Here is a 25743-nt window from a genome sequence, read left to right as displayed (position 1 = left end):
AAATTCAGCCGAGCCTGCGGACCTGGCTGACACCAGGCAGCGCATCCATCTTGCCCAGCAGCGCGGAAAGCTGGTCGAAGTCGCTGACTTTCAGCCGCAGGCGCAGGTGGGCCTGGCCACTGTTGCGGACGTTGTCGCTGTGGATGTCCAGCACATAGGCATCTTCCTGCGCGATCAGGTTGGTGATGTCCTTCAGCAGCCAGCGCCGGTCTACCGCGTCGATCACCACATCCACCTCGTAGCCGCTGCCGGCCTGGCCCCACTCCACCGGCAGGATGCGCTGCGGACTGGTTGCCGAAAGGCGGGCCAGCGACGGGCAATCGGCGCGGTGCACGGTCACCCCGCGGGTGCGCGTGAGGTAGCCCACGATGGGTTCCCCGGACACCGGCTGGCAGCAACGCGCCAACTGGACCAGCAGGTTGCCCACGCCCTGCACGGTGAACTTGCTCTTGCCCAGGCCCTCGCGGCGTGCCGTCGGACGCGGCAGGGCCGGCGGCGCAGGGGGCTGGCTGGCGGCACGTTCGGCCTCCAGGAGGGCCCGGCTGACCTGGTTGGGGCCGGTGTCGCCCAGTGCCACCTGTATGTACAGGTCGTCCGCACTGTCGGCATGGAATTTCTTCAGCACCGTGGAAAGATCAGCCTGTGCCAGGCCCAGGCGTTTGAGCTCCCGGTCCAGCAGCTCGCGGCCGGCCTGCACGTTGCGCGCGCGATCCAGCTTGTGGAACCAGTTGCGCACCTTTTCGCGTGATCGATTGCTGGCCAGGTAACCGTTGGCCGGCAGCAGCCAGTCGCGCCGCGGGTCGGCTTCCTTGGCGGTCAGGATCTCCACCCGATCCCCGCTGCGCAGCCGATAGGTCAGCGGCACGATGCGGCCGTTGATCTTCGCACCACGGCACCGGTGCCCGACCATGGTGTGCACGTGGTAGGCGAAATCCAGCGGCGTGGCGCCCTGTGGCAGGTCCATCACCTCGCCCTTGGGGCTCAGCGCATACACCCGGTCCTCGGTGAGCTCGGCATCCAGCGCACCGGCCAGTCCACTGGCCGAAGCCTCCTGTGCCTGCTCCAGCAACTGCCGCATCCAGGTGATCTTGCGGTCGAACGCCTTCTCGCCGCCCTTGCCGCCTTCCTTGTATTTCCAGTGGGCGGCCACGCCGAGTTCGGCCTGCGCGTGCATGTCATGGGTGCGGATCTGCACCTCGATCGTGCGCCCTTCCGGCCCGACCACGGCGGTATGCAACGATCGATAGTCGTTGGCCTTGGGGCGGGCGATGTAATCATCGAATTCGCTCGGCACCGGCGCCCACAGTGCGTGCACCACGCCCAGCGCGGCATAGCAGGCGCCGACATCGTCGACCATCACCCGCACCGCGCGGATGTCGTACAGCTGGTCGAAAGACAGGCGCTTCTTCTGCATCTTCCGCCAGATGCTGTAGATGTGTTTCGGTCGGCCACTGACTTCGGCGTTGATGCCATTGCCCGCCAGGTCACGCGACAGCAGTTTCTTGACGTTCTCCACGTAACGTTCGCGGGCAACGCGGGTCTCATCCACTTCGCGTGCGATGCGCCGGTAGGTATCCGGCTCCAGATGCCGGAACGCCAGGTCTTCCAGCTCCCATTTCAGCTGCCAGATACCCAGCCGGTTGGCCAGCGGCGCATGGATGTCACGGGTCAGCTGGGCCAGCGCGCGGCGCTGTTCTTCGTCGTCCAGCTTGTCCGCCGCGCGCATCCGCGCCAGCTGCCTGGCCAACAGCAAGGGCACCACGCGCAGGTCCTGGATTATCGCCAGCAGCAGCCGACGCAGGCCTTCGCTGTTGCGGCCCGCTTCGCGCCCGGCATGCAACGCCCACACCTGGTCTGCAGCATCCAGGCCGTCCAGCAGGCCCGTGACGGCGGCCGGGTTGGCCAGCGGCAGGCCGGCGACGCGGCCGCGCAATGCGGGTAGATCGAACAGCAGTGCGGCCACCAGCGAGCTTTCGTCGGCCGAGAGCAACGCCAAGGCGTCGAACGTATCGCCCAGTACCGACCAGTTGGCGTCGACCGTCTCGCCGTGCCCAACCTGGGTCCACGCGCCGAGCAGTGCCTCCCGCAACGGTTCGTGGACCGCCGAGGCGGAGGGGCGGTTCAACAGGGCATCCAGGCCAGGTACGGAAGCGCGGTTCACGACGATCACAGATAAGACGGGTACGACCTACACTAGCGCCGCACCCGTTCAGGAACAATCGTTGCGGGGACATCCGCGCACCCATGTTCATTCCCGGCGCCGCTGCCCTACACTCGGCCCAATCCCCATGGAAACCACCCGATGACCTTGCCCTCGCCCCGCCTGATTGCGTGCTCGCTGGCCCTGCTGGCCGTCTCGTCCACGGCCTGGGCCCAGCGCATCGTGGAAGGTGACCTGCAGCAGCAGATGAGCCCGGCCGAGTTCAAGGCCGCCGGACTGGACAAACTGCATCCGATCGAGCTGGCCAACCTGAATCGCTGGCTGCAGGGCAAGGTGGAAGCCGCGTCGGCCGCCGCCATCCAGGTTGCGCGCGAAGAGGGCCGCAGGGCCGTCGTCGAAGAGCACCGCGGCTTCTTCGACTTCGGCAGCCGCGAACCGATCACCAGCGTGCTGCCGGGCGAGTTCCGCGGCTTCGCCCAGGGCCGGGTGTATGTGTTGGCCAACGGCCAGCATTGGGAGCAGACCGACAGTGCCAATGTCGGCGGCGTGCGTCGGCAGGATCCGCAGGTCAGCATCGCCCCATCGGTCAGCGGCGCCTGGTATCTGCAGATTCCCGGCGTCAACACCCGTGCCAAGGTGAAGCGGGTGAAGTGAGGGCGGGCCGGGCCGACAGTGCCCGGCCATGCTCCGCGCGCTAGCGCGCCTTGTGCAGTTCGGCAGCGCGCTGGGCGACTTTCTTGGCCGAAATGCCACCCCGCCCGATCAATTCCTGCGCGAACAGTGAGACACGCAGTTCCTCCACGTCCCAACGCAGCGCCTGCCACTGTGGCCGATCCTGCATCCCCTGCTCACGGCCCTTCTGCAGCGCTTCCAGGAACGGGTGCAGTTCAAGCATCCGCGCCTGGTCGCGTGGCGGATCGCGCTTGGCCCGCTCGGTCCGCAGCAGCATCGCCTTGAGATAGCGCGGGTACTGCGACAGCGCGTCGGCCGGCGTGTCGCGCAGGAAGCCGGCGTGCACCAGCCCGGCCAGCTGCCGCTCCATGTCATCCAGATTGCCGCGCGCCCAGCCCATCAGCGGTGCCTCCAGCGCGGGTTTGATCTCGGCCACCAGGCCGAGGATCGACTCGGCCAGCTTCAGGCGCTCCATCGCCTCGCCGAACAATGCCTTGCCCGCACTGTCACGCCGCTGCGCGAACGCCTGCGGATCCCGGATCGCGTCCAGGCCCTCGGCCAGCACGGCGTTCATCGCCGCATCCACGATGTCACCGCGCAACCTTTCCTGCGACTCGATGGCCGCGTACAACAGGCCGGTTTTCGGTGACACCGGCAACTGTTTGCGCGCCTGCTTGGCCTTCTCGGCCAGGCCGATCTCCAGCAGTCGGCGTACGCCGCGTGGATGCGCTTCAGCGGCCTGCTGCGGATCGGCGAAGATGCGCAGCGCAGCCGAATCCCCTTCGTCCACCAGTGCCGGGTAGGCCGGTACGCCGGCTTCGCCGGGCACCTGCAACGGGATCGGTGCAGACGGGAAATCGCGCAGCCCTTCTGCTGCCATGTCACGCCCTGCGCGTGCCGCGAAGGCATGGCCAGCCTTGTCACCGAAGCGTGCGCGCAGCCCCTCCAGGTCACGCGAGGTTGCCAGCACCTTGCCCTGCTCGTCGCGCAGGCGCAGGTTCATGTGCAGGTGGGTATCGACCGATTCCAGGTCGAAGTCGAGCGCGGCCACCGCCGCGCCCGTCGCACGCGACAGGAACCGTGCGAGCTCGCCGCGGATGTCATCGGCACTGGGCTGCGGGAACGCTTCGGCGAAGGCGCGTGCGAAGTCCGGTGCGGGCACGTAGTTGCGCCGCATGGCCTTGGGCAGGCTGCGGATCAACGCCGTGGCCTTGTCCGCCACGAAGCCCGGCGCCAGCCAGCCCAGTTGCACCGGATCCAGCGCATTGAGCAGGTGCAGCGGCACGTCCAGCGTTACGCCATCGTCGTCCGCGCCGGGTTCGAAGCGGTAGTTCAGCGGCAGCCGGGCATCGCCCAGCGCGAAATACTTCGGGAACCGGTCTTCTTCGCTGCCTTCGCCGGGCAGCAGATCGACGAGTGACCAGGACAGTCCATGCCGCTGCGCAGGTGGCAGGCTCTTCCACCAGGCATCCAGTCCGGCCGCGGAGTGGATCTCCGACGGAATCCGGTCCAGGTACCAGCGCGCCTGCCAGCCTTCGTCGGCGACGATACCGGCGCGGCGCAGCTTGGCTTCCTCTTCGCGCGCCTGTTCCAGGACTTTCTGGTTGTCGGCGACGAAGCTGGCGCGGGTAGTGATCTCACCGGTCACCAGTGCCTGGCGCACAAAGATGTCGTGCGCTTCGGCGGGCTCGATGCGGCCGTAGTGCACGGGCTTCTTCGGCGCCAGCACCAACCCGAACAGGCTGATCTGTTCCGAGGCCAGCACCTGTCCCTGCGCACGCGACCAGTGCGGATCGAAGTGCTTGCGCAGCAGCAGGTGCGGCAGCTCGGCGATCACCCAGTCCGGCTCGATCGCCGCATTGGTCAGGCCCCAGATCTTCTGCGTATCCAGCAGGGTGGCGGCGAGCAGCCATGGCGGCGGTCGCTTGGCCAGCGTAGAGCCCGGGAACGGCTGGAACCGGCGCTGCCGGGGCGCCTGGAAATCGCCCTTTTCGGTACGGTGGCCGATCTGCGTGGGCAACCCGGCAACCAGCGCGCGATGCAGTGTCTGGTAGGCCGCAGAGCGTGCGCGCTCGCTGAAGCCACCACCTTCCGGCGCCTGCTCCTTCTGCGCACGCACCGCCACCGGCGCGGGCGCCAGCTCGGCCGGCTTGCCTTCGCGCGCCAATCGCGCAGCGCGGTGCAGCTGGCCACGCGTGGCCTTGATCGCGGTGGCGTCATCGCTGGCCGCGGCCGGTGCCTTGCTGCCCGCCAGCAGCGGCGCCAGCGAAGCCTCGGCAGCCTCTTCGGTCCAGCCCAGTTCCTCGCACAGCAGGCGCAGCTGCCGGTGCAGCTCGCGCCACTCGCGCATGCGCAGGAAACCGAGGAAATTGCGCCCGCACCAGTCACGCAGCTTGGACTGGGTCAGGTCTTCATGCGCTTGGCGGTAGGCGTCCCAGAGCCGCAGCACGCCGACGAACTCAGAGCGTCCATCGGCGAACTGGGCATGCGCGGTATCGGCCGCGCCACGCGCTTCGGGCGGACGCTCACGCGGATCCTGGATGCCCAGGAACGAGGCGATCACCAGCATCGGCTTGAGGCAGCCGGCCGCCTGCGCGGCCACCAGCATGCGCGCCAGTTTGACGTCCACCGGCAGTCGCGCCATCTGCCTGCCCACGGCCGTCAGGCGGCGCTCGCCATCCACGGCACCCAGTTCGGCCAGCTGCTGCCAGCCGTCGGCAACCGCGCGCTCGTCGGGCGCTTCCAGGAACGGGAAATCCTCGATCCGGCCCAGGCCCAGCTGCAGCATGCGCAGGATCACTCCGGACAGGCTGGAGCGCCGGATTTCCGGATCGGTGAAGTCCGGCCGGGCCTGGAAATCCGCTTCGGCGTACAGCCGGTAGCAGATGCCCTCGGCGACCCGTCCGCAGCGCCCCTTGCGCTGGTTGGCGCTGGCCTGGGAGATCGGCTCGATATGCAGGCGATCCAGCTTCTGCCGTGGGCTGTAGCGCTTGACGCGGGCGAAGCCAGGATCGACCACGTAACGGATGCGCGGCACGGTCAGCGAGGTCTCGGCCACGTTGGTGGCCAGCACGATGCGCCGGTTCGGGCCCGGGTTGAACACCCGGTCCTGGTCCTGGTTGGACAGCCGCGCATACAGCGGCAGCACCTCGGTCTGGCGGTACTTGCGCCGTTCCAGCGACTGGTGGGCATCGCGGATCTCGCGCTCGCCCGGCAGGAAGATCAACACATCCCCGCGCGCGTCGATCCGGGTGATCTCATCGATCGCACTGACGATGGCATCGTTGACCGTGCGCTCGCCCTGCTCTTCGCCCTCGCCTTCCAGCGCGCGGTAGCGCACTTCCACCGGGTAGGTGCGCCCTTCCACGCTGATCACCGGCGCATCGTCGAAATGTTCGGCGAAACGTCCGGTATCGATGGTCGCCGAGGTGACGATCAACTTCAGGTCCGGCCGCTTCTTCAGCAGTTGCTTCAGGTAGCCGAGCAGGAAATCGATGTTGAGGCTGCGCTCGTGCGCCTCGTCGACGATGATCGTGTCATAGCGCGACAACCAGCGATCGCTGGCGATTTCCGCCAGCAGGATGCCGTCGGTCATGAACTTGATGCGGCTGTCTTCGCTGACCTTGTCGTTGAAGCGCACCTGGAACCCCACCAGCTGGCCCAGTTCGCTGTTCAATTCCTGCGCCACGCGGCTGGCCACGGCACGCGCCGCGATGCGCCGCGGCTGGGTGCAGCCGATCATCCCGGCTTCGCCTCGGCCGGCAGCCAGGCACAGCTTGGGCAGCTGGGTGGTCTTGCCCGAACCGGTTTCACCGGCGATCACCACCACCTGATGGTCACGGATCAGCGCGATGATCGACTCGGCTTCACGCGCGATCGGCAGCTGCGGGTCCAGAGTAATGGCCGGTTTCTGGCTGGCCCTTGCCTGGCGGCGCTGTACCGACGCCTGCAGTGCCTGCTCGAACGCTTGCGCCAAGCCAGCATCCTGCGGTTTGGATTGCCAGCGCGCGAGCATGCCGAGCAGGCGCCCCCGGTCGCGGGTCATCGCGCCGTCGAGGGCGGTCCGCTGCTGCGACAGGCGGGAGGCCGGGTTTTTTTCAATAGAGTTCATCAATCGATTCGTTTAAAAACTTGATAGCGACCAGACATTAGTTCTGGTCTATCGTGAAGATCATCTCATCCACAAGGAGAAACGTCCCCATGGCAAAGACCAAGAGCATCACCAAGGCCCCGGCACTGGCCAACGCGAAGGCCGCCCAGACTGGCAAGCAGAAGCTCGCCTCGGCAGCACCTTCCGCACCTGGCATTGATATCGGGATCAAGGAAGGCGAGCGCAAGAAGATCGCCGACGGTCTGTCGCGCTACCAGGCTGACGCGTTCACTTTGTACCTGAAAACCCACAACTTCCATTGGAACGTGACCGGGTCGATGTTCAACTCGCTGCACGCCATGTTCGAGACCCAGTACACCGAACAGTGGGCCGCACTGGACGAAGTGGCCGAGCGCATCCGCGCACTGGGCTTCAACGCACCGGGCTCCTACCGCGAATTCGCCGCGCTGACCTCCATCCCGGAAGAGCCCGGCCTGACCAACAGCGCCGACTGGCGTGAAATGGTACGCCAGCTGGTGGTCGCCAACGAAGCGGTCTGCCGCACCGCCCGCCAGGTACTGGACGTGGCCGACGACGCCGACGACGCCCCCACCGAAGACCTGATGACCCAGCGCCTGCAGACCCACGAAAAGTACGCCTGGATGCTGCGCTCGCTGCTGCAGTAAGGCCGCGGGGCGAAGCCCCGCTGCCTTACTGCCCCCGCATCCCTCCTATCCCCCGCGCCTGTCGGCGCGCCCCCCTTAACAAAGGGGGGCTTGCACAGGGTGGGGGTCATGTGGGGGCGGCCTTCCTGGTGTCTGGTGGTTTCCGCCGAGCGTGGCTCGGCGCTACCAGGGCCTGCCTCACCGCACGCCCGTGGCCGCCATGGACCTGTCGGAGGTGGGGCGGGGAGGCTGTACAGACCGTCTGTTGCCATGGATGGCAACAGCGAGCCCCCATGGACGGGTTCACGGCGCGTCCTGCACAGCCTCCCCGCCCCACCCACCACCCAGCCCTGCCGCTTTTGACGTTCGCGCAGAACGCAACGCAGAACAGCACCCCGCCCGAACGGGTAAACTAGCGGGATGCCTTCCAGTCCCGCGCACGAGCTGCTCCGCCGCGTCTTTGGTTACGACGACTTCCGCGGCCCGCAACGGGACATCGTCGAGCACGTCGCTGCCGGCCATGATGCCCTTGTCCTGATGCCCACCGGCGGCGGCAAGTCGCTCTGCTACCAGGTCCCGGCCCTGCTGCGGGACGGCTGCGGCATCATCATTTCTCCGTTGATCGCGCTGATGCAGGATCAGGTCGAAGCCCTGCGCCAGCTCGGCGTGCGCGCCGAATTCCTGAACTCCACCCTGGATGGCGAAACCGCTGCGCGCGTCGAACGCGACCTGCTGGCCGGCGAGCTCGACATGCTGTACGTCGCTCCCGAACGCCTGCTGACCGGACGCTTCCTGTCGTTGCTCTCGCGCAGCCGGATCGCCCTGTTCGCCATCGACGAAGCGCACTGCGTGTCACAGTGGGGCCACGACTTCCGCCCGGAATACCGCCAACTCACCGTCCTGCACGAGCGCTGGCCGGACATCCCGCGGCTGGCCCTGACCGCCACCGCCGACCCGCCCACCCAGCGCGAAATCGCCGAACGCCTCGACCTGGCCCAGGCGCGGCACTTCGTCAGCTCCTTCGATCGCCCCAACATCCGCTACACCGTGGTGCAGAAGGACAATGCGCGCCAGCAACTGACCGGCTTCCTGCGCAGCCACCGCGACCAGGCCGGCATCGTCTACTGCATGTCGCGGCGCAAGGTCGAGGAAACCGCCGAATTCCTGTGCAGCCAGGGCTTCACCGCCCTGCCCTACCACGCCGGCCTGCCGGCCGAAGTACGTGCCAACAACCAGCGCCGCTTCCTGCGTGAGGACGGCATCGTGATGTGCGCCACCATCGCCTTCGGCATGGGCATCGACAAACCGGACGTGCGCTTCGTCGCCCATACCGACCTGCCCAAGTCCATGGAAGGCTACTATCAGGAAACCGGCCGTGCCGGCCGTGACGGCGAGCCCGCCGAAGCCTGGCTGTGCTACGGCCTGGGCGATGTAGTGCTGCTCAAGCAGATGATCGAACAGTCCGAGGCCGGGGAAGAACGCAAACAACTGGAACGCTCCAAGCTGGACCACCTGCTGGGCTACTGCGAATCCATGCAATGCCGGCGCCAGGTGCTGCTGGCGGGCTTCGGCGAGACCTATCCGCAGGCCTGCGGCAACTGTGACAACTGCCTGACCCCACCGGCCGCCTGGGATGCCACCATCCCGGCGCAGAAGGCGCTCAGCTGCGTGTACCGCAGTGGCCAGCGCTATGGCGTGGGCCACCTGATCGACATCCTGCGCGGCAGCGAGAACGACAAGGTGCGCCAGAGCGGCCATGAAAAGCTGAGCACCTATGGCATCGGCAAGGACCTGGACGCGCGGACCTGGCGCAGCGTGTTCCGCCAGCTGGTGGCCACCAGCGTGCTGGAAGTGGACACCGCCGGCCACGGCGGCCTGCGCCTGACCGACGCCAGCCGTGAGGTGCTCAAGGGCCAGCGGCAGATCAGCATGCGCCGCGACAGCGCCCCCAGCAGCAGCCGCGAACGCAGCACCCAGCGCAGCGGCAGCGGCCTGTCGGTGCTGCCGCAGGACCTGGCGCTGTTCAACGCGCTGCGGGGGCTGCGCGCCGAACTGGCCCGCGAGCAGAATGTGCCGGCCTTCGTGATCTTCCACGACAGCACCCTGCGCAACATCGCCGAACAGCGCCCGACGTCGCTGGACGAACTGGCCCGGGTCGGCGGTATCGGCGGCACCAAGCTGTCGCGCTATGGCCCACAGCTGATCGAGGTGGTGCGTGAACAAGGCTGACCGCGGATGCCTTGTGCTGCTCCACGATTGAACCAGCGGTTCAGGCGGGGCTGCATCGATCCGCCGATCCGGCTAAGGTAGCGGCATGTCCGTGGCCTCCCTCCTGCTGCGCGTGGTGCTGATGATCAGTCTGTTGCTCAACGGACTGAACGCAGCCATGGCCGGAGAACACCGAATGGATGCGCCTGAAACAGCGCCCGCTGCAGCGCCTCCCTGCCACGGGCACGCCCCCGCACCGGCCGGCATGCAACCGCCGCACGCCAGCGATCACCAGACCCTGGCAGCGCCTGACGACGCCCACTGCAAGCTGAAGGAATGCGTGCGTACCTGCGCGCAGCAACCGGCACTGGCTGCCGAAGGACTCGCCCTGTTGGCCGCCGACTACGCCGGCACACGGCCCCCGCAGCAGCATGCACCGGGCCGGCCCACGCCCGCGCTGCCACCCATCCAACGCCCTCCCATCGGCTGATTCCAACGCCCACGCCCGTGGCGTGACTCGATGCTGGCCCGCGCGCCCCTGCGCCGGACCGGTGATGTCCTGCGTCTGGAGTTTCCTACAATGCGTTTTTCTTCTTCCAATGGTCCGGGCCACCCGGCCCAACCGTCACGCCGCCTGTTCGTGCAGGGCCTGGCCGCCGGTGGCGTGGTCGCCGGGGCCGCCGTCACCGGCCTTCCCTCGCGCGCGCTCGCTGCCGCTGGTCCTGCCCTGGCCACCGCGCCGCAGGTCCTCGGCCACTCCCACATCGAACTGGCGATCGGCGAATCGGCGGCCAATTTCACCGGCCGCACCCGTCCGGCGATCACGGTCAATGGCAGCCTGCCCGCGCCGATCCTGCGCTGGCGCGAAGGCCAGACCGTGGACATCCACGTGCGCAACACGCTGGCCCACCACCCCACGTCGATCCACTGGCACGGCATCCTGCTGCCGGCCAACATGGACGGCGTGCCGGGCCTCAGCTTCAACGGCATCGCCCCCGGCGAGGCGTACCACTACCGCTTCACCCTCAAGCAGTCCGGCACCTACTGGTATCACAGCCATTCCATGTTCCAGGAGCAGGCAGGGCTGTACGGCGCGCTGATCATCGACCCGGCGCAGCCGCCGCCGTATGCGTTTGATCGCGAACACGTGATCCTTCTTTCGGACTGGACCGACCTGGATCCCGGCGCGCTGTTCCGGCGCATGAAGAAGCTCGCCGAGCACGACAACTACTACAAGCGCACCCTGCCCGACTTCCTGCGCGATGCGCGCCGCGATGGCTGGGGCGCGGCGCTGTCCGACCGTGGCATGTGGGGCCGGATGCGGATGACCCCGACCGACATCTCCGATGTCAACGCTAATACCTACACCTACCTGATGAACGGCACGGCGCCGGCGGGCAACTGGACCGGGCTGTTCCGCAGTGGCGAGAAAGTGCTGCTGCGCTTCATCAACGGCGGTTCGATGACCTATTTCGACGTGCGCATCCCCGGCCTGAAGATGACCGTGGTCGCCGCCGATGGGCAGTACATCCACCCGGTAAGCATCGATGAGTTCCGCATCGCCCCGGCCGAAACCTTCGATGTGCTGGTGGAACCCAGCGGCCAGGACGCGTATACGATCTTCTGCCAGGACATGGGCCGCACCGGCTTTGCCGCCGGCACCTTGGCGGTGCGCCACGGGCTGCAGGCACCGGTGCCGGCACGCGATCCGCGTCCACTGCTGACCATGGCCGACATGGGGCACGACATGGGCCATGCGATGGACCACGGCGGCATGTCCGGACACAGCATGGACCACACCATGCCGGCCATGGATCACGGCACACACGCCGGCCGTGGGGCTAACGCTGCAGGCGCCGCCATGCCCACGAAGGTCGACCACCCGCACAGCGAGCGCGGCAATCCGCTGGTGGACATGCAGAGCAGCGCCACCGATCCGAAGCTGGACGATCCAGGCATCGGCCTGCGCGACAACGGCCGCCAGGTACTGACCTACGGCGCGATGCGCAGCCTGTTCGAAGATCCCGATGGACGCGAGCCGGGACGCGAGGTGGAACTGCACCTCACCGGCAACATGGAGAAGTTCGCCTGGTCCTTCGATGGCATCCCCTTCGCCGGGGCCGAACCGTTGCGACTCAACTACGGCGAGCGCATGCGCATCGTGCTGGTCAACGACACCATGATGCAGCACCCCATCCACCTGCATGGCGTGTGGAGTGACCTGGAAGATGCACAGGGCGATTTCCAGCTGCGCAAGCACACCGTGGACATGCCGCCGGGGACCCGCCGCAGCTACCGGGTGCGCGCCGATGCACTGGGCCGCTGGGCGTTCCACTGCCACCTGCTGTACCACATGGAAGCGGGCATGATGCGCGAAGTGAGGATCGAAGAATGAGCGTCTCCTTGAACCTTGCGCGCAGTGCCATGGGCCTGGCGATGCTGGCGGCGTTGCCTGCGCTGGCGCAGTCGCACGACCACCACGCCGCCCCCGCAGCGTCGGTGATGGACCACTCGAAGATGGACCATTCCACGATGGACCATTCCGGCATGGATCATTCGCAGATGGGCCACGCGCAGCATGATGCTGCCGCGTTGCCGCGCGAGCCGATTCCCGCGGTCACCGCCGCCGACCGTGCAGCGGCTTTCCCCGCCATCGACCACGCCGCCATGCAGCACGCCCCCTCCATCAACAGCCTGCTCCTGGTGGATCGGCTGGAACAGTGGGACGGCCGCCATGGCACCGGCCAGGCCTGGGAAGCCAGCGGCTGGATCGGCGGTGACATCAACCGCGTGTGGCTGCGCAGTGAAGGCGAACGCAGCGGCGGCCGCACCGATGCGGCGGACCTGGAAGTACTGTACGGCCGCAGCATTTCCCCGTGGTGGGACGTGCTGGCCGGTGTGAAGCAGGACTTCCGGCCGGCGGACTCGCGCACCTGGGCGGCACTGGGCATCCAGGGCCTGGCCCCGTACAAGTTCGAGACCTCCGCCACGCTCTACGCCGGCTCCGGCGGCCAAGTGATGGCCACCGCGGAAGTGGAATACGAGGTGCTGCTGAGCAACCGGCTTATCCTGCAGCCGATGGTCGAGGCCACGCTGGCCGCACGTGATGAGCCGGCCCAGCGCATCGGGCGCGGACTCAACAAGGTCGAAGCGGGCGTACGCCTGCGGTATGAGTTCAGCCGCCGCTTTGCACCGTACATCGGCATCAGCCATGAGCGCCTGTTCGGCGATACCGCCGACCGGGCCGACGCGGATCATGTCCGCGATACGCGCTGGGTGGCCGGCGTCAGGATGTGGTTCTAGGACGCGTTGCCGCAGGCCCCGGTGCACGCTGTGTGCCGGGGCCTTCTACAATGGGCCATGCCCACCACCCTGCGCCGCGCCTTCGTGGACGATGCCGCTGCACTGTCAGACATCGCCATTGCCACCTATACCGAAACCTTCGGCGATTCGTATCCGCCGCAGGACCTGCAGGCCTTCCTGCACGCGCACTACAGCCTGGAACCGCAACGCGCCGAACTGGCTGACCCGCACGCTGCAGCGTGGCTGTTGGAAGCCGATGGACGCGCGGTGGGGTATCTGGCCGCCGGCCCGAACAGCCTGCCGCATCCGCTGGCTGCGGCCGGGGACATCGAACTCAAGCGACTGTACGTGTTGGCCAGCCACCAGAATGCGGGACACGGCGAGCGGCTGATGGGCGCGTTCCTGGAATGGCTGGACAGCCCGTCACGGCGCACCCTGTGGGTGGGCGTGTGGTCGGAAAACCACGGCGCGCAGCGCTTCTACGCGCGTCATGGCTGCCACAAGGTGGGCGAGTACGATTTCATCGTCGGCGACTCGCGTGACCGCGAGTACATCCTGCACCGTCCCGCCTGACTGCCTCAGAAGTCGAACAGGTCCGACAGGAAGCTTTCCTTCTTCTTTTTCCTGTAGCCATGCTGGTTGTACTGGCCCTGCTGCGCATAGCCGTCGTTGTGGCGCTGGCCCAGGTGGCGCGTATCGCGGTGCTGCACGGCCACCGGCGGCGGTGGCGGCTGGCTGTAAGCCGGGGCCGCAGCCTGTACCGGTGCGGGCGGCGGCACGGCCGGCGCGGAGGCCGAACGCTCGATGATCTTGTCCAGTTCGCCACGGTCCAGCCACACGCCACGGCACTGCGGGCAGTAATCGATCTCGATGCCCTGGCGTTCGGACATGGTCAGCGCCTGGGTCTTGCAAACGGGGCACAGCATCGCTGGCACTCCTGCTAGGGGGGAGACCTGCACTGTAACCGCCCGCCGATGACTGCATGGCAACGGCCCTGACGATCGGCACATGGACCTCCGGCGCATGCCGGCGTGCTGCGGCGGCGGCATAGTGCCACGTGACCCACGCAAGGATGCCCCGATGAACACGACCTCCCGCTTTCCGGTCCTGCCGGCCTCTGTCGCGCTGGTGCTCGCCGTCGCGCTCGGGTTATGGGTGCGCGATATCGCCAAGGGCATCGGCATGCCTATCCCTGCGTTGCCGATGCCCTTCGGTGGAAGCCTGCTGGACAATCTGCTGGCCACGCTGGTCGCCGTGATCACCGCCATCCTGCTGTTGGCACCAAGGCGCTCTCTGCTGCATAGCCTGGGCCTGCAGTGGAACGGCGCGCGTGGGCCGCTGCTGGTGCTGCTGGCCACCGTGCCTTGCTGGATCGGCCTGTGGTGGCTGGGCGCGCTGGCAGCCGACATCGACCTGCTTTCGCTGCTGATGTTGGCCCTGCTGTTTCCGCTCGCCGAAGAAATCCTGTTCCGCGGCCTCGGCTTCGTGTTCGCCCAGCGCGTATTGGGGTGGTCCTGGTGGCTGGCCGCCAGCGTGCAGGCGGTGCTGTTCGGCGCCGTCCACTGGCTCGGGTTCGGTGGTCCGGAAGGCGGGGCGATGGCCGCGCTGGTGTTCGCGGTGACCGGCATAAGCGGCTTCGTGTTTGCCGTGTTGAACCGCCTGGATGGCTACACCCTGTGGAGCGGGCTGGTCCTGCACGTCTCGCTGAACCTGGCCTGGAACGTGATCAGCGTGCCCGATGCGATCGCCATGGGCTGGCAGGGTATCGGCCTGCGCCTTGGCGCGGCCGGGCTGGCCGTGCTGCTGCTGTGGGCACTGCTGCCGCCCCGTGCACGCCGCACCGCCCCGTTGTAACCGGAACTTACCGATTCCTGCACGCAGGGCTCACCCACGGCCCGCGCATACTTGCGCGCCGCTGGGGCCTGGAGCCTCCGCCGCCCTTGTTCCAATCGTGTCACGGAGCCCGTGCGTCATGTTGTTGTCAAAGCAGAATGTGCAGCCGCGAGTGCTGCTGATCGAAGATTCCGAGGAAACCCTCGAACTGAGCCGCCTCACCCTGGAAAGCCAGGCCTGTGAAGTGGTGGGCGTCAGTTCGGCGGAGGCCGCGCTGGGCCTGCTCAATGCCGGCGAGCGCTTCGACATGTTGTTCACCGATGTCTGCCTGGGCGGCATCAGCGGCATCGAGGCCGCCAACCGTGTGCGTGCGGCCTTCCCGCGCCTGCCGATCCTGGTCACCTCCGGCATGTGCCAGCACGAGGTGTTGCCGCTGCTGCACCAAGGCATCCATTTCCTGCCCAAGCCGTACAACATGAGCGAACTGCTCGACGCCATCCGCATCTGCTTCCGCCATTCCGGTGAAGGCCTGCCGCACGACGCGCCACGCGCCGCCTGAGTGGCCTGCCACGGGCGCGCCCGCAGAAGCGGTGCTAGATTCAGTGCACCGCTTTCGCAGAGGCTGCGCCCGTGACCCGACTGACCGCCAAGGATTTCCATCCGGACCTGCTGGAACTGTATGACGGCTATGTGCATGGCCGCCTGAGCCGTCGCGAGTTCCTCGACCGCGCTGCCGCCTTTGCGATGGCCGGCGTGGCCGCCACCACCCTGCTGGCGGCGCTGAGCCCGGATTACGCGCTGGCCCAGCAGGTGCAGTTCACCGATCCGGACATCGTTGCCGAGTACATCACCTATCCCTCGCCCAATGGCCATGGCCAGGTGCGTGGCTATCTGGTCAAGCCGGCCAAGGCCGCCGGCAAGCTGCCCGCCATCGTGGTGGTGCACGAAAACCGTGGCCTGAATCCGTACATCGAAGACGTCGCCCGGCGCGTGGCCAAGGCCGGCTTCATCGCATTGGCGCCGGATGGACTGAGTTCGGTCGGCGGCTATCCGGGCAACGACGTACGCGGCCGCGAGCTGCAGGCGCAGGTCGACCCGGAAAAGCTGATGAATGATTTCTTCGCCGCCATCGAGTACCTGCGCGGGTCGGCACTGGGCACCGGCAAGGTCGGCATCACCGGTTTCTGCTACGGCGGCGGGGTGTCCAACGCGGCGGCCGTGGCGTATCCGGAACTGGATGCGGCGGTGCCGTTCTACGGCCGCCAGGCCAAGCCGGACGATGTGGTCAGGATCAAGGCGCCGTTGCTGCTGCATTTCGCCGAGAAGGATGACAACGTCAATGCCACCTGGCCGGCCTACGAGGCGGCGCTGAAGAAGGCCGGGACAACGTACGAGGCCTACGTCTACCCCGGCACGAACCACGGCTTCCACAACGATTCAACGCCGCGTTACGACGAAGCTGCCGCCACGCTGGCGTGGGAGCGCACGCTGGGGTGGTTCCGGAAGTATCTGGCGTGATGCCCTGCGGTGCCGGGCATTACCCGGCGTCGCCTTTCAGCGGATCAGAGCCGGATGCCCGGCCGCGCACCCAGAGTGCCCATGGTGAAGGTGTAGCCTTCGTCCATCAGGAACTGCCGCATGCGCATTTCCGCTACCTGCGGTGCGCCCAGGCTGCTGGGGCCGTACAGGGCGTAGACCACCGTCCCGCTTTCGATGTCTTCCCGACGTACCGAGATGCCCGGCACCGCCGCGGCTGCCGCCCAGCCGGCACGCAGCTTGGCTGGCGCGATCGACTGCCCGTTGCGTAGCCTGAAACTCAACCAGCGTGTTTCAGAGTTGTCCTGCCGTTCGTACTTCGCCATCTGTGCGCTGTCCTCCCGAACCAACCTTGACCATACTCGCCTGCCATGTCAGCTCTGAATGAGACGGAGAAGCGACGCGCGGCCGATCATGGCGCAGCGCGGAATGGTGCACGCCGGCAGCGTGCCGCTGAGCGATTTTTATAGCGCCGTCACTGTGTGTCCTGCCAGCCCGCAGCAACACACTGCTGCCGCCGAACCGGAGGGACACGCCGATAGCGTGCGGGCAACGTGCACTGCAGGCGGGCAGCAAGGTGCTGGGTGCCGCGACACTGGGCTATGTCCTGTGGTCGGTCATCAACTACATCGCCCCGCGGGGTGACTCCAATACCTCGGGGCTCCCGCGCCAGGAAATTTTCGATTTCGACCATCAGTAGCCCACAAAAAAAGCGCCTCCGGGGCGCTTTTCTGCTACTGCCTGCAATGGTGGGCCGTGATGGATTCGAACCATCGACCAAAAGATTAAAAGTCTTCTGCTCTACCAACTGAGCTAACGGCCCATTGCTGCCCCGGCCTTGCTCCGGGGGCGTGCATTCTACCCTGATTCGGGTGCCGAGGTGAAGCGCCCGCGCATGTCAGGCGTAGTGGGTGGGATCGGCGATGCCGGCCTCGTCGAAGCCCTGTGCGCGCAGCCGGCAGGCATCACAGTGGCCGCAGGCGGCACCTTCGGCGTTGGCGTTGTAGCACGACACCGTTAGCCCGAAATCCACGCCCAGCCGCACGCCTTCGCTGACGATCTGCGCCTTGCTGAGGAACTGCAGCGGTGCGTGCACGGTGATGCCCGCCCCTTCCACCCCCGCCTTGGTGGCCAGGTTGGCCAGCGCCTGGAACGCGGCGATGAACTCCGGACGGCAGTCGGGATAGCCGGAGTAGTCCACCGCGTTGACGCCACAGAAAATATCGTTGGCACCGATCACTTCGGCCCAGCCCAGCGCCAGTGAAAGCATGATCGTGTTGCGCGCCGGCACGTAGGTGACCGGGATGCCCTCGCCGCCCGCCTCGGGTACGTCGATGTCATCGGTCAATGCCGAACCGCCGATGCTGCGCAGGTCCACGTCCACGGTCTTGTGCAGCACCACGCCCTGGGCGGCGGCCACGCGGGCGGCGGCCTCCAGTTCGGAGGTGTGGCGTTGCCCGTAGCGCACGCTGAGCGCATGCACGGCGAAGCCCTGTTCCTGAGCGAGGGCAATGACGGCGGCCGAATCCATGCCGCCGGAGAGAAGCACGACTGCCTTCTTCATGGGTGAATCATCCGGTTTGGGGAGGGGAGCCAGCACGCTGTCCCGCGCCGGGGTGAACCAGGAACGACGCGGCAGCTTACCTGCCCGGCTCGTCATTCCAGAGGAGTTTGTGCAGCTGCATCTGGAAGCGCACCGGCAACCGGTCGGCGACGATCCAGTCGGCCAGCTCGCGGGCGGTGATTTCACCCTTGCTGGGCGAGAACAGCACCATCGTGCGTTCGGACAGCGCGTGTTCGACGACCATGGCCTTGGCCCAGTCGTAGTCCTCGCGGCTGCAGATCACGAACTTGACCTGGTCACGCGCGGTCAGCAGGGGCAGGTTTTCCAGTTTGTTGCGCGCCATCTCGGCAGAACCCGGCGTCTTCAGGTCAACCACGCGCGACACGCGCCGATCCACCTCGGACACATCCAGCGCACCGGAGGTTTCCAGCGAAACGTCCATGCCGGCGTCGCACAGCTTCTGCAGCAGGATCAGGCAGCGCTTCTGTGCCAGCGGCTCGCCGCCGGTCACGCAGACGTGGCGCACGCCCTGGGCGAGCACCTCGGCCACGATATCGTCGATATCCCACCAGGTACCGCCATGGAAGGCATAGGCGGTGTCGCAGTACTGGCAGCGCAGCGGACAGCCGGTCAGGCGCACGAACACGGTGGGCCAGCCCGCGGTATCCGCCTCGCCTTGCAGCGACGTGAATATCTCGGTGATCTTCAGCCGCGGCAGCGGCGACTGGACGATGTCACTGGGCGTGGCAACGGCGTTGGCGGGAATCGACTTCATACAAGGATCATGGACTCTGAAACGCAAACAGCCGAGCTAGGCTCGGCTCTACGGGAAATCACCACCATGCGGGCCTCAGCGGATCTGCTGGCCCAGGCGGATCGACTGCAGGCGGTCCTGCGCGGTGCGCGCGGCGTCCGAGCCGGGGTACTGCGCCACGACCGATTCCAGCGTCTGCTGGGCCTGCTCCACCTGGCCTGCGCCAAACTGGGAAAGACCGACTTTCAGCAGGCCACCGGAGGCCTTGTCGTGGGTCGGATAGCGCGAGATCAGCTCACGGAAACGCTGCTCGGCCATCGGGAAATTGCGGGTGGCGTAATAACTCTCGCCCAGCCAGTACAGCGCGTTGGGGGCGTAGACACCGCTGGGGTACAACTCCAGGAAACTCAGGAACAGCTGCGCGGAGTCATCGTACTTGCCGGCCTTCAATGCATCGAAGGCGACGTTGTAGGTGGTGCGCTCATCGCCGCTGACCGCCAGGCTGCCTGCGTCGCCATGTACCGAAGGCGGCCGCTCTGAAGTGGCCGCTGCGGGAGGCTGCACGGCCGGAACCGGGGGAAGCGGTGCATTGCTGCCGGGTGCCGACGGAACGACCGGCGCTGCGCCACCTTCGAGGCGGTTCAGGCGTTCGTCCAGGTCCAGGAACGCGTCCTGGTTGCCCTGCTTGAGCTGGGCGTTATCGTGCTGCAACTGTTCGATCGTGCCCTGCATCTGCCCGACCTGCTGGCGGAGCTGGGTAATCTGGTTCAACAGGTCCGTGTTGGCACTGTTGTTGTACAGCTGCTGCTCGATCGCGCCGACGCGGTCGGCAAGGCTCTGCCGCTGCGCGTACGCCGGGGCGGCAGCCATGAAGGCTGCCGCCACGGCCAGCATCAGATTGATGCCGATGCGCATGGATTACTGCGCGGTGTAGACGATTTCGACGCGACGGTTCTGCGACCAGCAGGACTCGCTCGAATCGGTGCAGACCGGACGCTCTTCACCGTAGGACACGACGGTCAGCTGCGAAGCCGAACCACCGTTGGCCTGCAGCGCGGAGCTGACGCCGTTGCCACGACGCTCGCCCAGGGCCTGATTGTACGCACGCGAACCGCGCTCGTCGGTGTGGCCCTGCAGGGTGATGCGCGAGGACGGACGGTCACGCAGGTACTTGGCGTGGCAGGCCATGATCGCCTGGAACTCGGCCTTGACCGAATCCTGGTCCAGGTCGAAGTACACAACGCGCTGGCGCAGGCAGGCATCGGTGTCCAGGTCGCCCGGGCCGTACAGGCCGGAGGTCGACGGGCCGGTCGGCTGGGTGGTGGTCGGCGTGGTGGCCGGCTCGGCCGGCACTTCCTTCACCTTCTTCGAGCAACCGGCCAAGGCGGCCACGGACAACAGGGAAACAAGCAGAACTTTGGTGGTCTTGTTCATGGCGATACCTTTGAGGCTCCTAAGCCGGTGAATGGGGTAAATCTCGGAAAATATTAACACTCTTTTAGCGCTTGGTACGGTATGGCGACCATGCGGGCTCGCGAACATCGCCGTCGGCCAGCACCAGTCGCTGGCGGACACGGGCATCGGCCGACACGGCGTACAGCACGCCACGGCCGCCTTCGCGCGCGGCGTAGAGCACCATGCTGGCGTTCGGCGCGAAGCTGGGCGACTCATCCAGCGAACCGGTGGAGAGCGTGCTCCAGCGCGGCGAACCCAGCGAGCTGTCCATCATCGCGACCTTGTAGCTGTTGCCCGAACCCTGTGCCACGGCGATCTTCTTGCCGTCCCAGGAAACCGACGGCTTGGCGTTGTAATTGCCCTGGAAGGTAACGCGCTCGGCGCTGCCGCCGCTTGCAGCAACTTTGTAGACCTGCGGACGGCCGCCGCGATCGGAGGTGAAGTACACCGCGCTGCCATCCGGGGCCCAGGTCGGCTCGGTGTCGATGGCCAGGTGGTTGGTCAGCTGGGTCAGCTGCTTGCTGCCCAGGTCCATCGAGTAGACCTCCGGATTGCCCGAACGCGACAGCGTCAGGGCCAGCTTGCGGCCGTCCGGGGAGAACGCCGGGGCGCTGTTGATGCCGCGGAAGCTGGTCACCAGCTCACGTGCACCGGTGGCGATGTTCTGGATGTAGATCGCCGAATTGCCGCGCTCGAAGCTGACGTAGGCCAGCTTGCCGCCATCCGGGCTCCACGAAGGCGACAGCAGCGGTTCGGCCGAACGCACGATGGTCTGCGGGTTGTAGCCATCCGAATCGGCCACCATCAGCGCGTAGCGCATGGCATCGCCGCGGCCGCTGGCGGTGATGTAGGCGATCCGGGTCCAGAACGCGCCACGCACGCCGGTGATCTTTTCGTAGATCGCATCGGCCATCTGGTGGGCGACATCGCGCATGGCGTTGCCGCGCGCGGTCATCGCCAAGCCCAGCAGGCGCTCGCCCTTGGGCACGTCATACAGCTCGTATTCGACGCGGTACGCGCCGGCACCGGCGTCCTGCACGCGGCCGACCACGATGTAGTTCTGCTTCAGCGCGCGCCAGGTCGGGAACTGGATGTCACCGCCGCGGGTGGGCTTTTCCACGATCTGCGCTTCGGGCAGCGTGCGGAACTGGCCCGAACGGTCCAGGTCGGCGCGGATCACCGCGGCCACGTCGGTCTGCGGCGCGGCGGCCGAACCCTCGTAGGGCATCGGCACGACAGTGATCGGCGTGGCCGAGGCACTGCCGCCCACGATGTCGATCTCAAGGCCCTTCTGCTGCGCGAGCGCGGCAAAGGGAAGCAACAGGGCCGCGAACGCGACCATCCAGCGGGGCATCTTTTTCATGGAATGCTCAGTCAAGGAACCACAGCGAGGGATAGCAGGAACGGGGTGAACGGTTTCGCAATCATGAACCAGACCGGTGTGAAAGCAAGGTCGGTACGAGCTAACGGGGGCTTCGGTGGATGGGGCTTCGGTGGATGGGGCTTCGGTGGGTGACGACCGTTGGTCGTCACGCTCTTCCTGTCCGAGGCGTGACGACCAACGGTCGTCACCCACCGGCACGGGTCAATCCGGGCGGAAGTTGAGGATCAGCTCGCGGTTGAACACCTGCTCGAACCCCGCGTACGGCAGCGGCTGGGCGTTCAGCACCGCCGCTTCGATCGAGCGCTTGCCGGCCTCGTCGTACGGACAGCTGGCGCCGACCTTGGCCGACAGCACGCGGCCACCGCGCAGCTGGGTGATCACGATCTGGCAGCGCTGGCCGGAGGCGATGTTGTCCGGACGGATCCAGGCGTCCTGCACCTTGGCCTGGATCGCTGCGGCGTACTTGGCGGTCAGATCGTCACTGGTGCCGCCTGCCCCACCCGCCGGCTGCGAGGCCGCACTGCTGCTGGCACTGGCATTGGACGCGGCCGCCGCGTTGCGCGCGGCCGCCACCTGGCGCAGCCGCTGCTCGGCCAGCTTGGCTTCCTTCTCGGCCTGCTCACGGCGCGAACGCAGCTCGGCGATCTTCTTCTGCTTGTCCGCCTCGGCCTTGGTTTCGTTGGCCTTGCGCTCGTCCTCGGCGATCTTCTTCTGGCGGTCCGCTTCCTGCTGTTTGGCCAGTCGTGCGCGTTGTTCGGCCTCTTCCTGGCGCTTTCGCTCGGTCAGGTCGATCTGCTCCTGGCGACGCTTCGCCTCCTGCTCCTGCCTGGCCTTTTCCTGCGAAATGGCCAGCGCGCTGACCGCGTCCTGGTCGACCTTGTCTGGCTGCGCCACGCGCTCCTGCGCCTGCGACTGCTGCGGCGTGGGCGCGTCCATCGGGCGCGGTTCGGGGGTCGGCTGCGGCGGCGGGATGGTGTCTTCCGGGATCGGTTCGGGCTCGGCGATGGGCTCGGGGATCGGCTCGGGCAGCGTTTCCAGGCGCTCGGACTGGCGCAGCGCCTGCCGTGCCGCCGAGGCCTCGGCGCTGGACAGGGCCATGTCGGCCTGCACCGCCGGGTCCCCGGCAGCGGCTTCGGTGTTGCGCTCGGGCGACCACAGCCAGGCCACGATGAAGACCAGTGCAAGCAGCAGGTGGACCAGCGCGGCAAGGCTTACCGGCCAGGCCCAGCCCTGTTCTTCGTCGCGCGGCGGCGGCAAGGCGTCACTGTGCATCGGTGGCCAGGCCAACCTTTTCCACGTTCGCGCGCTTCAGCACGTCCATTGCCGCCACGACCTTTTCATAGGCCACGGCACGGTCGGCGGCGACGATCACGCGGACCGTCTTGTCCTGCGCCACGATGCCGCCCAGCCGGGCCTGCATCTCCTCGGCGGACATCGCCGTGGGCTGCTTTTCGTCGGACAGCTTCAGGCTCAGCTGGCCGTCCGCGCGCACGGAAACGACGATCGGATCCTGCTTGCTCTCCAGCGCCTTCGCGTTGGAACGGGGCAGTTCAACCTCGAAGCTGAGCGTCAGCAGCGGCGCGGTGACCATGAAGATGATCAACAGCACGAGCATGACGTCGATGTACGGCACGACGTTGATTTCGGATTTGAGCTTGCGCCGCTTGCGGCGACCGATGGCACTCATGGTGGGCTCCTCGCCTGGGCTCAGTCGTCTGCGCCGGTCTGGCGCTGCAGGATGGAGCTGAACTCATCGGCGAAGGTTTCAAACCGCACTGCCATGCGCTCCACGCGCGTGGTGAAACGGTTGTACGCCCACACGGCGGGGATGGCCACGAACAGGCCGATCGCAGTAGCGAACAGGGCTTCGGAGATGCCCGGCGCCACCGACGCGATGCCGGCCTGCTCACCGCTGTTGATCATGTCGTGCATGGTCACCATGATGCCGAACACGGTGCCGACCAGGCCCACGTAGGGGGCGGTGGAACCGATGTTGGCCAGCAGCTCCAGGTTGCGTTCCAGGCGGTCCACTTCGCGGGTGTAGGTGGTGCGCATGGCACGCTGCGCGCCTTCCAGCAGGGCACGGCCGTCCAGCCCGCGACGATCGCGCAGCCGGTTGTACTCGCGGAAACCGGCTTCGAAGATGGCTTCCAGGCCGCCCACGCTGCGGTTGCGGTCGGTGGCCGAGGAGTACAGCTTGCCGAGGTCGGCACCGGACCAGAAGCGGTTCTCGAACTCATCGGCTTCACGGGTGGCCTGGGAGAACACGCGGGCCTTGCGGAAGATGATCACCCAGCTGATGAACGAACCGGCCAGCAGCAGCAGCACGATGATGATCACCGGGATGCTGGCCTTGGTCATCAGCTCCCAGTAATTGATGCCGCTGCGCGAGGCCTGTACGGCGGTTTCGGCGGCGGCGCTGGTGACGTCCTCCGGCAGCGCCTCGACCACCGTGGCCTGCAGGCCCAGAAGCATTGCGATCATCGTTGTTCCTCAGTCTGCAAATTAGGATTGTGTGGAGTAGGAGTAAGAGGGTGTTCGTGGGACTTCAGGACCGCCAGCAGTGCATCGTCCATGCCGCGCGGGCGGAAGGATTCCGCATCCAGTGCGGCAATCCTGACCTGCGCGTCCAGCAGCAGCTGGCCATCGCGCAGCACCTGCTGGGCAAAGACCATGCTGGCGCGCCGGCACTGCACCAGCGTGGCGCTCACCTGCAGCGCATCGTCCAGTCGCGCCGGCTTGATGAAGTCCATCTCCATGGAGCGGACCGCGAACACCATGCCGTGTTCGCTGCGCATGCGCTCCTGGCCGAAGCCCAGCGCCCGCATCCATTCGGTGCGTGCCCGTTCCATGAAAGCCACGTAGCGGGCGTGGTAGACCACCCCACCTGCGTCGGTATCTTCCCAGTAAATGCGTGTCGGCCAACTGAACCGCGGCTCACTCATTGTCGGATTGCTCGGCGAAAAGGTCTACCGGGGGCGCCTTCGGCTTCAGGCCCAGATGGCGATACGCACGATGCGTGGCCATCCGGCCACGCGCGGTGCGCACCAGGAAGCCCTGCTGGATCAGGTAGGGCTCGACCACGTCTTCCAGCGTGCCGCGCTCTTCGGACAGCGCCGCGGCCATCGATTCCACGCCCACCGGGCCGCCATCGAAGTAGTCCACCAGGGTGCGCAGGAAGCGCCGGTCGAGCTCGTCGAAGCCTTCCGGATCGACCTTCAGCATCACCATCGCGGCCTGTGCGACGTCCTGGTCGATATGCCCATTGGCCTTGACCTGGGCATAATCGCGCACGCGCCGCAGCAGCCGGTTGGCGATGCGCGGAGTGCCACGCGAACGGCGTGCGATCTCCCCTGCCCCGTCGGCGGTGCAGTCGATGCCGAGGATCTTCGCCGAGCGGCGCACGATGCGCGTCAACTCTTCGGCGGTATAGAACTCCAGCCGCTGCACGATACCGAAGCGGTCGCGCAACGGCGCGGTAAGCAGGCCGGCCCGGGTGGTCGCGCCGACCAGGGTGAACGGTGGCAGGTCGAGCTTGATCGAGCGCGCTGCGGGCCCCTCGCCGATCATGATGTCGATCTGGAAGTCTTCCATGGCCGGGTACAGCACTTCCTCGACCACCGGCGACAGGCGGTGGATTTCATCGATGAACAGCACATCGTGCGGCTGCAGGTTGGTCAGCAGCGCGGCCAGGTCACCGGCCTTTTCGATCACCGGCCCGGAGGTGACCCGCAGCGCCACGCCGAGCTCGTTGGCGATGACATGGCTGAGGGTGGTCTTGCCCAGTCCCGGCGGCCCGAAGATCAGCACGTGGTCCAGCGCGTCGCCGCGTGCCTTGGCGGCCTGGATGTAGATGTCCATCTGCTCGCGCACCGGCACCTGGCCGAGGTAATCGGCCATGCGTTTGGGGCGGATGCTGGCATCGACGGCGTCATCCTCGCGGGTGGCGTCGGCGCCAATGATGCGGTGTTCGGTCATCTGTCGATTATGCGGCAAATTGGGCGCGCGCCGTGCGATTGGTGGGTGATCGAACGGGTGGGACCCCCTCGCGGGGTGGCTCAAAGCCGCAGCTGGGTTTGGGTCGGGGGGGGGGGGGGGGGGGGGGGGGGGGGGGGGGG

24 protein-coding genes and 1 tRNA gene are annotated in these 25743 nt (G+C 66.9%); 10 read left to right on the top strand and 15 right to left on the bottom strand.

Translation table 11 applies throughout. The features are described from left to right. Window positions 1-4: 4 nt before the first annotated feature. Window positions 5-2161: a RelA/SpoT family protein gene (locus tag H9654_RS16520; protein ID WP_191771823.1), complete on the bottom strand. Its 2157-nt coding sequence runs from the start codon at window positions 2159-2161 to the stop codon at window positions 5-7. A gap of 141 nt (window positions 2162-2302) precedes the next feature. Between H9654_RS16520 and H9654_RS16515 the strand changes: the two genes are divergently transcribed. Further along, on the top strand, window positions 2303-2815 hold the full coding sequence (locus tag H9654_RS16515) for a hypothetical protein (protein WP_191771822.1): 513 nt from the start codon (window positions 2303-2305) through the stop codon (window positions 2813-2815). A 40-nt stretch (window positions 2816-2855) separates the two neighbouring features. Here the strand turns inward: H9654_RS16515 and hrpA are convergent, their stop codons facing one another. Next, window positions 2856-6944, bottom strand: a complete 4089-nt coding sequence (hrpA, locus tag H9654_RS16510; RefSeq protein WP_191771821.1) for an ATP-dependent RNA helicase HrpA — start codon at window positions 6942-6944, stop codon at window positions 2856-2858. Window positions 6945-7033: 89 nt separating this feature from the next. Here hrpA and H9654_RS16505 point away from each other — a divergent pair, with 89 nt between their 5' ends. The 6 genes from H9654_RS16505 (at window position 7034) to H9654_RS16480 (ending at window position 13672) form a co-directional block, all read left to right on the top strand. Further along, a complete protein-coding gene (locus H9654_RS16505; protein ID WP_042615210.1) occupies window positions 7034-7609 on the top strand; it encodes a Dps family protein in 576 nt (191 codons plus the stop codon). 399 nt (window positions 7610-8008) lie between these two features. Continuing rightward, a complete protein-coding gene (gene recQ / locus H9654_RS16500) occupies window positions 8009-9817 on the top strand; it encodes a DNA helicase RecQ (RefSeq protein WP_191771820.1) in 1809 nt (602 codons plus the stop codon). A gap of 85 nt (window positions 9818-9902) precedes the next feature. Further along, a complete protein-coding gene (locus H9654_RS16495; RefSeq protein WP_191771819.1) occupies window positions 9903-10286 on the top strand; it encodes a CopL family metal-binding regulatory protein in 384 nt (127 codons plus the stop codon). A 48-nt stretch (window positions 10287-10334) separates the two neighbouring features. After that, entirely contained in the window at window positions 10335-12191 is a 1857-nt protein-coding gene (locus tag H9654_RS16490) for a copper resistance system multicopper oxidase (RefSeq protein WP_406833488.1), read from the top strand. After that, the gene (locus tag H9654_RS16485; protein ID WP_191771817.1) at window positions 12188-13099 is read left to right on the top strand and encodes a copper resistance protein B; all 912 of its coding nucleotides are present in this window, start codon (window positions 12188-12190) and stop codon (window positions 13097-13099) included. Before H9654_RS16490 ends, H9654_RS16485 begins: the two co-directional genes overlap by 4 nt. Window positions 13100-13156: 57 nt before the next feature. Then, window positions 13157-13672 carry a GNAT family N-acetyltransferase gene (locus H9654_RS16480; protein WP_191771816.1) on the top strand — a complete coding sequence of 172 codons (516 nt, stop codon included), beginning with the start codon at window positions 13157-13159 and terminating at the stop codon, window positions 13670-13672. 5 nt (window positions 13673-13677) lie between these two features. Here H9654_RS16480 and H9654_RS16475 read toward each other — a convergent pair whose 3' ends face one another. After that, complete coding sequence (locus tag H9654_RS16475; RefSeq protein WP_057687323.1) at window positions 13678-14025, bottom strand: TFIIB-type zinc ribbon-containing protein; 348 nt, start codon at window positions 14023-14025, stop codon at window positions 13678-13680. Between the two features lie 154 nt (window positions 14026-14179). On the opposite strand from H9654_RS16475, the gene H9654_RS16470 reads away from it, so the two are divergent. The 3 genes from H9654_RS16470 (at window position 14180) to yghX (ending at window position 16450) form a co-directional block, all read left to right on the top strand. Next, the gene (locus tag H9654_RS16470; RefSeq protein ID WP_191771815.1) at window positions 14180-14953 is read left to right on the top strand and encodes a CPBP family glutamic-type intramembrane protease; all 774 of its coding nucleotides are present in this window, start codon (window positions 14180-14182) and stop codon (window positions 14951-14953) included. Window positions 14954-15071: 118 nt separating this feature from the next. Next, window positions 15072-15491 (top strand): response regulator, encoded by a 420-nt coding sequence (locus H9654_RS16465; protein WP_101098845.1) that lies wholly within the window; start codon window positions 15072-15074, stop codon window positions 15489-15491. A gap of 71 nt (window positions 15492-15562) precedes the next feature. Then, entirely contained in the window at window positions 15563-16450 is an 888-nt protein-coding gene (gene yghX, locus H9654_RS16460) for a YghX family hydrolase (protein WP_191771814.1), read from the top strand. 44 nt (window positions 16451-16494) lie between these two features. On the opposite strand, the gene H9654_RS16455 is transcribed toward yghX, so the two are convergent. The 12 genes from H9654_RS16455 to ruvB form a co-directional block, all read right to left on the bottom strand. Next, a complete protein-coding gene (locus tag H9654_RS16455) occupies window positions 16495-16794 on the bottom strand; it encodes a hypothetical protein (RefSeq protein ID WP_057687320.1) in 300 nt (99 codons plus the stop codon). Window positions 16795-17215: 421 nt separating this feature from the next. After that, window positions 17216-17291, bottom strand: a tRNA-Lys gene (locus H9654_RS16450). Window positions 17292-17366: 75 nt separating this feature from the next. Next, window positions 17367-18032 (bottom strand): 7-cyano-7-deazaguanine synthase QueC, encoded by a 666-nt coding sequence (queC, locus tag H9654_RS16445; protein WP_191771813.1) that lies wholly within the window; start codon window positions 18030-18032, stop codon window positions 17367-17369. A gap of 76 nt (window positions 18033-18108) precedes the next feature. Continuing rightward, window positions 18109-18807 carry a 7-carboxy-7-deazaguanine synthase QueE gene (queE, locus tag H9654_RS16440; protein WP_191771812.1) on the bottom strand — a complete coding sequence of 233 codons (699 nt, stop codon included), beginning with the start codon at window positions 18805-18807 and terminating at the stop codon, window positions 18109-18111. A gap of 75 nt (window positions 18808-18882) precedes the next feature. Further along, window positions 18883-19701 (bottom strand): tol-pal system protein YbgF, encoded by an 819-nt coding sequence (gene ybgF, locus H9654_RS16435; RefSeq protein ID WP_191771811.1) that lies wholly within the window; start codon window positions 19699-19701, stop codon window positions 18883-18885. Window positions 19702-19704: 3 nt separating this feature from the next. Continuing rightward, window positions 19705-20220 (bottom strand): peptidoglycan-associated lipoprotein Pal, encoded by a 516-nt coding sequence (pal, locus tag H9654_RS16430; RefSeq protein ID WP_042613819.1) that lies wholly within the window; start codon window positions 20218-20220, stop codon window positions 19705-19707. A 64-nt stretch (window positions 20221-20284) separates the two neighbouring features. Further along, entirely contained in the window at window positions 20285-21604 is a 1320-nt protein-coding gene (tolB, locus tag H9654_RS16425) for a Tol-Pal system beta propeller repeat protein TolB (RefSeq protein WP_101098841.1), read from the bottom strand. 222 nt (window positions 21605-21826) lie between these two features. After that, window positions 21827-22897, bottom strand: a complete 1071-nt coding sequence (gene tolA, locus H9654_RS16420; protein WP_191771810.1) for a cell envelope integrity protein TolA — start codon at window positions 22895-22897, stop codon at window positions 21827-21829. Further along, on the bottom strand, window positions 22887-23312 hold the full coding sequence (tolR, locus tag H9654_RS16415; RefSeq protein ID WP_042613822.1) for a protein TolR: 426 nt from the start codon (window positions 23310-23312) through the stop codon (window positions 22887-22889). Before tolR ends, tolA begins: the two co-directional genes overlap by 11 nt. A 20-nt stretch (window positions 23313-23332) precedes the next feature. Beyond that, a complete protein-coding gene (tolQ, locus tag H9654_RS16410) occupies window positions 23333-24109 on the bottom strand; it encodes a protein TolQ (protein WP_042613823.1) in 777 nt (258 codons plus the stop codon). Beyond that, a complete protein-coding gene (gene ybgC, locus H9654_RS16405; RefSeq protein ID WP_191771809.1) occupies window positions 24106-24570 on the bottom strand; it encodes a tol-pal system-associated acyl-CoA thioesterase in 465 nt (154 codons plus the stop codon). Before ybgC ends, tolQ begins: the two co-directional genes overlap by 4 nt. Further along, entirely contained in the window at window positions 24563-25603 is a 1041-nt protein-coding gene (gene ruvB / locus H9654_RS16400) for a Holliday junction branch migration DNA helicase RuvB (RefSeq protein WP_042613825.1), read from the bottom strand. Before ruvB ends, ybgC begins: the two co-directional genes overlap by 8 nt. Window positions 25604-25743: the final 140 nt, after the last annotated feature.

It is taken from the genome of Stenotrophomonas lacuserhaii, from assembly GCF_014836545.1.
Lineage (GTDB): Bacteria > Pseudomonadota > Gammaproteobacteria > Xanthomonadales > Xanthomonadaceae > Stenotrophomonas > Stenotrophomonas lacuserhaii.
This window is presented reverse-complemented; position numbering and strand designations above follow the sequence as displayed.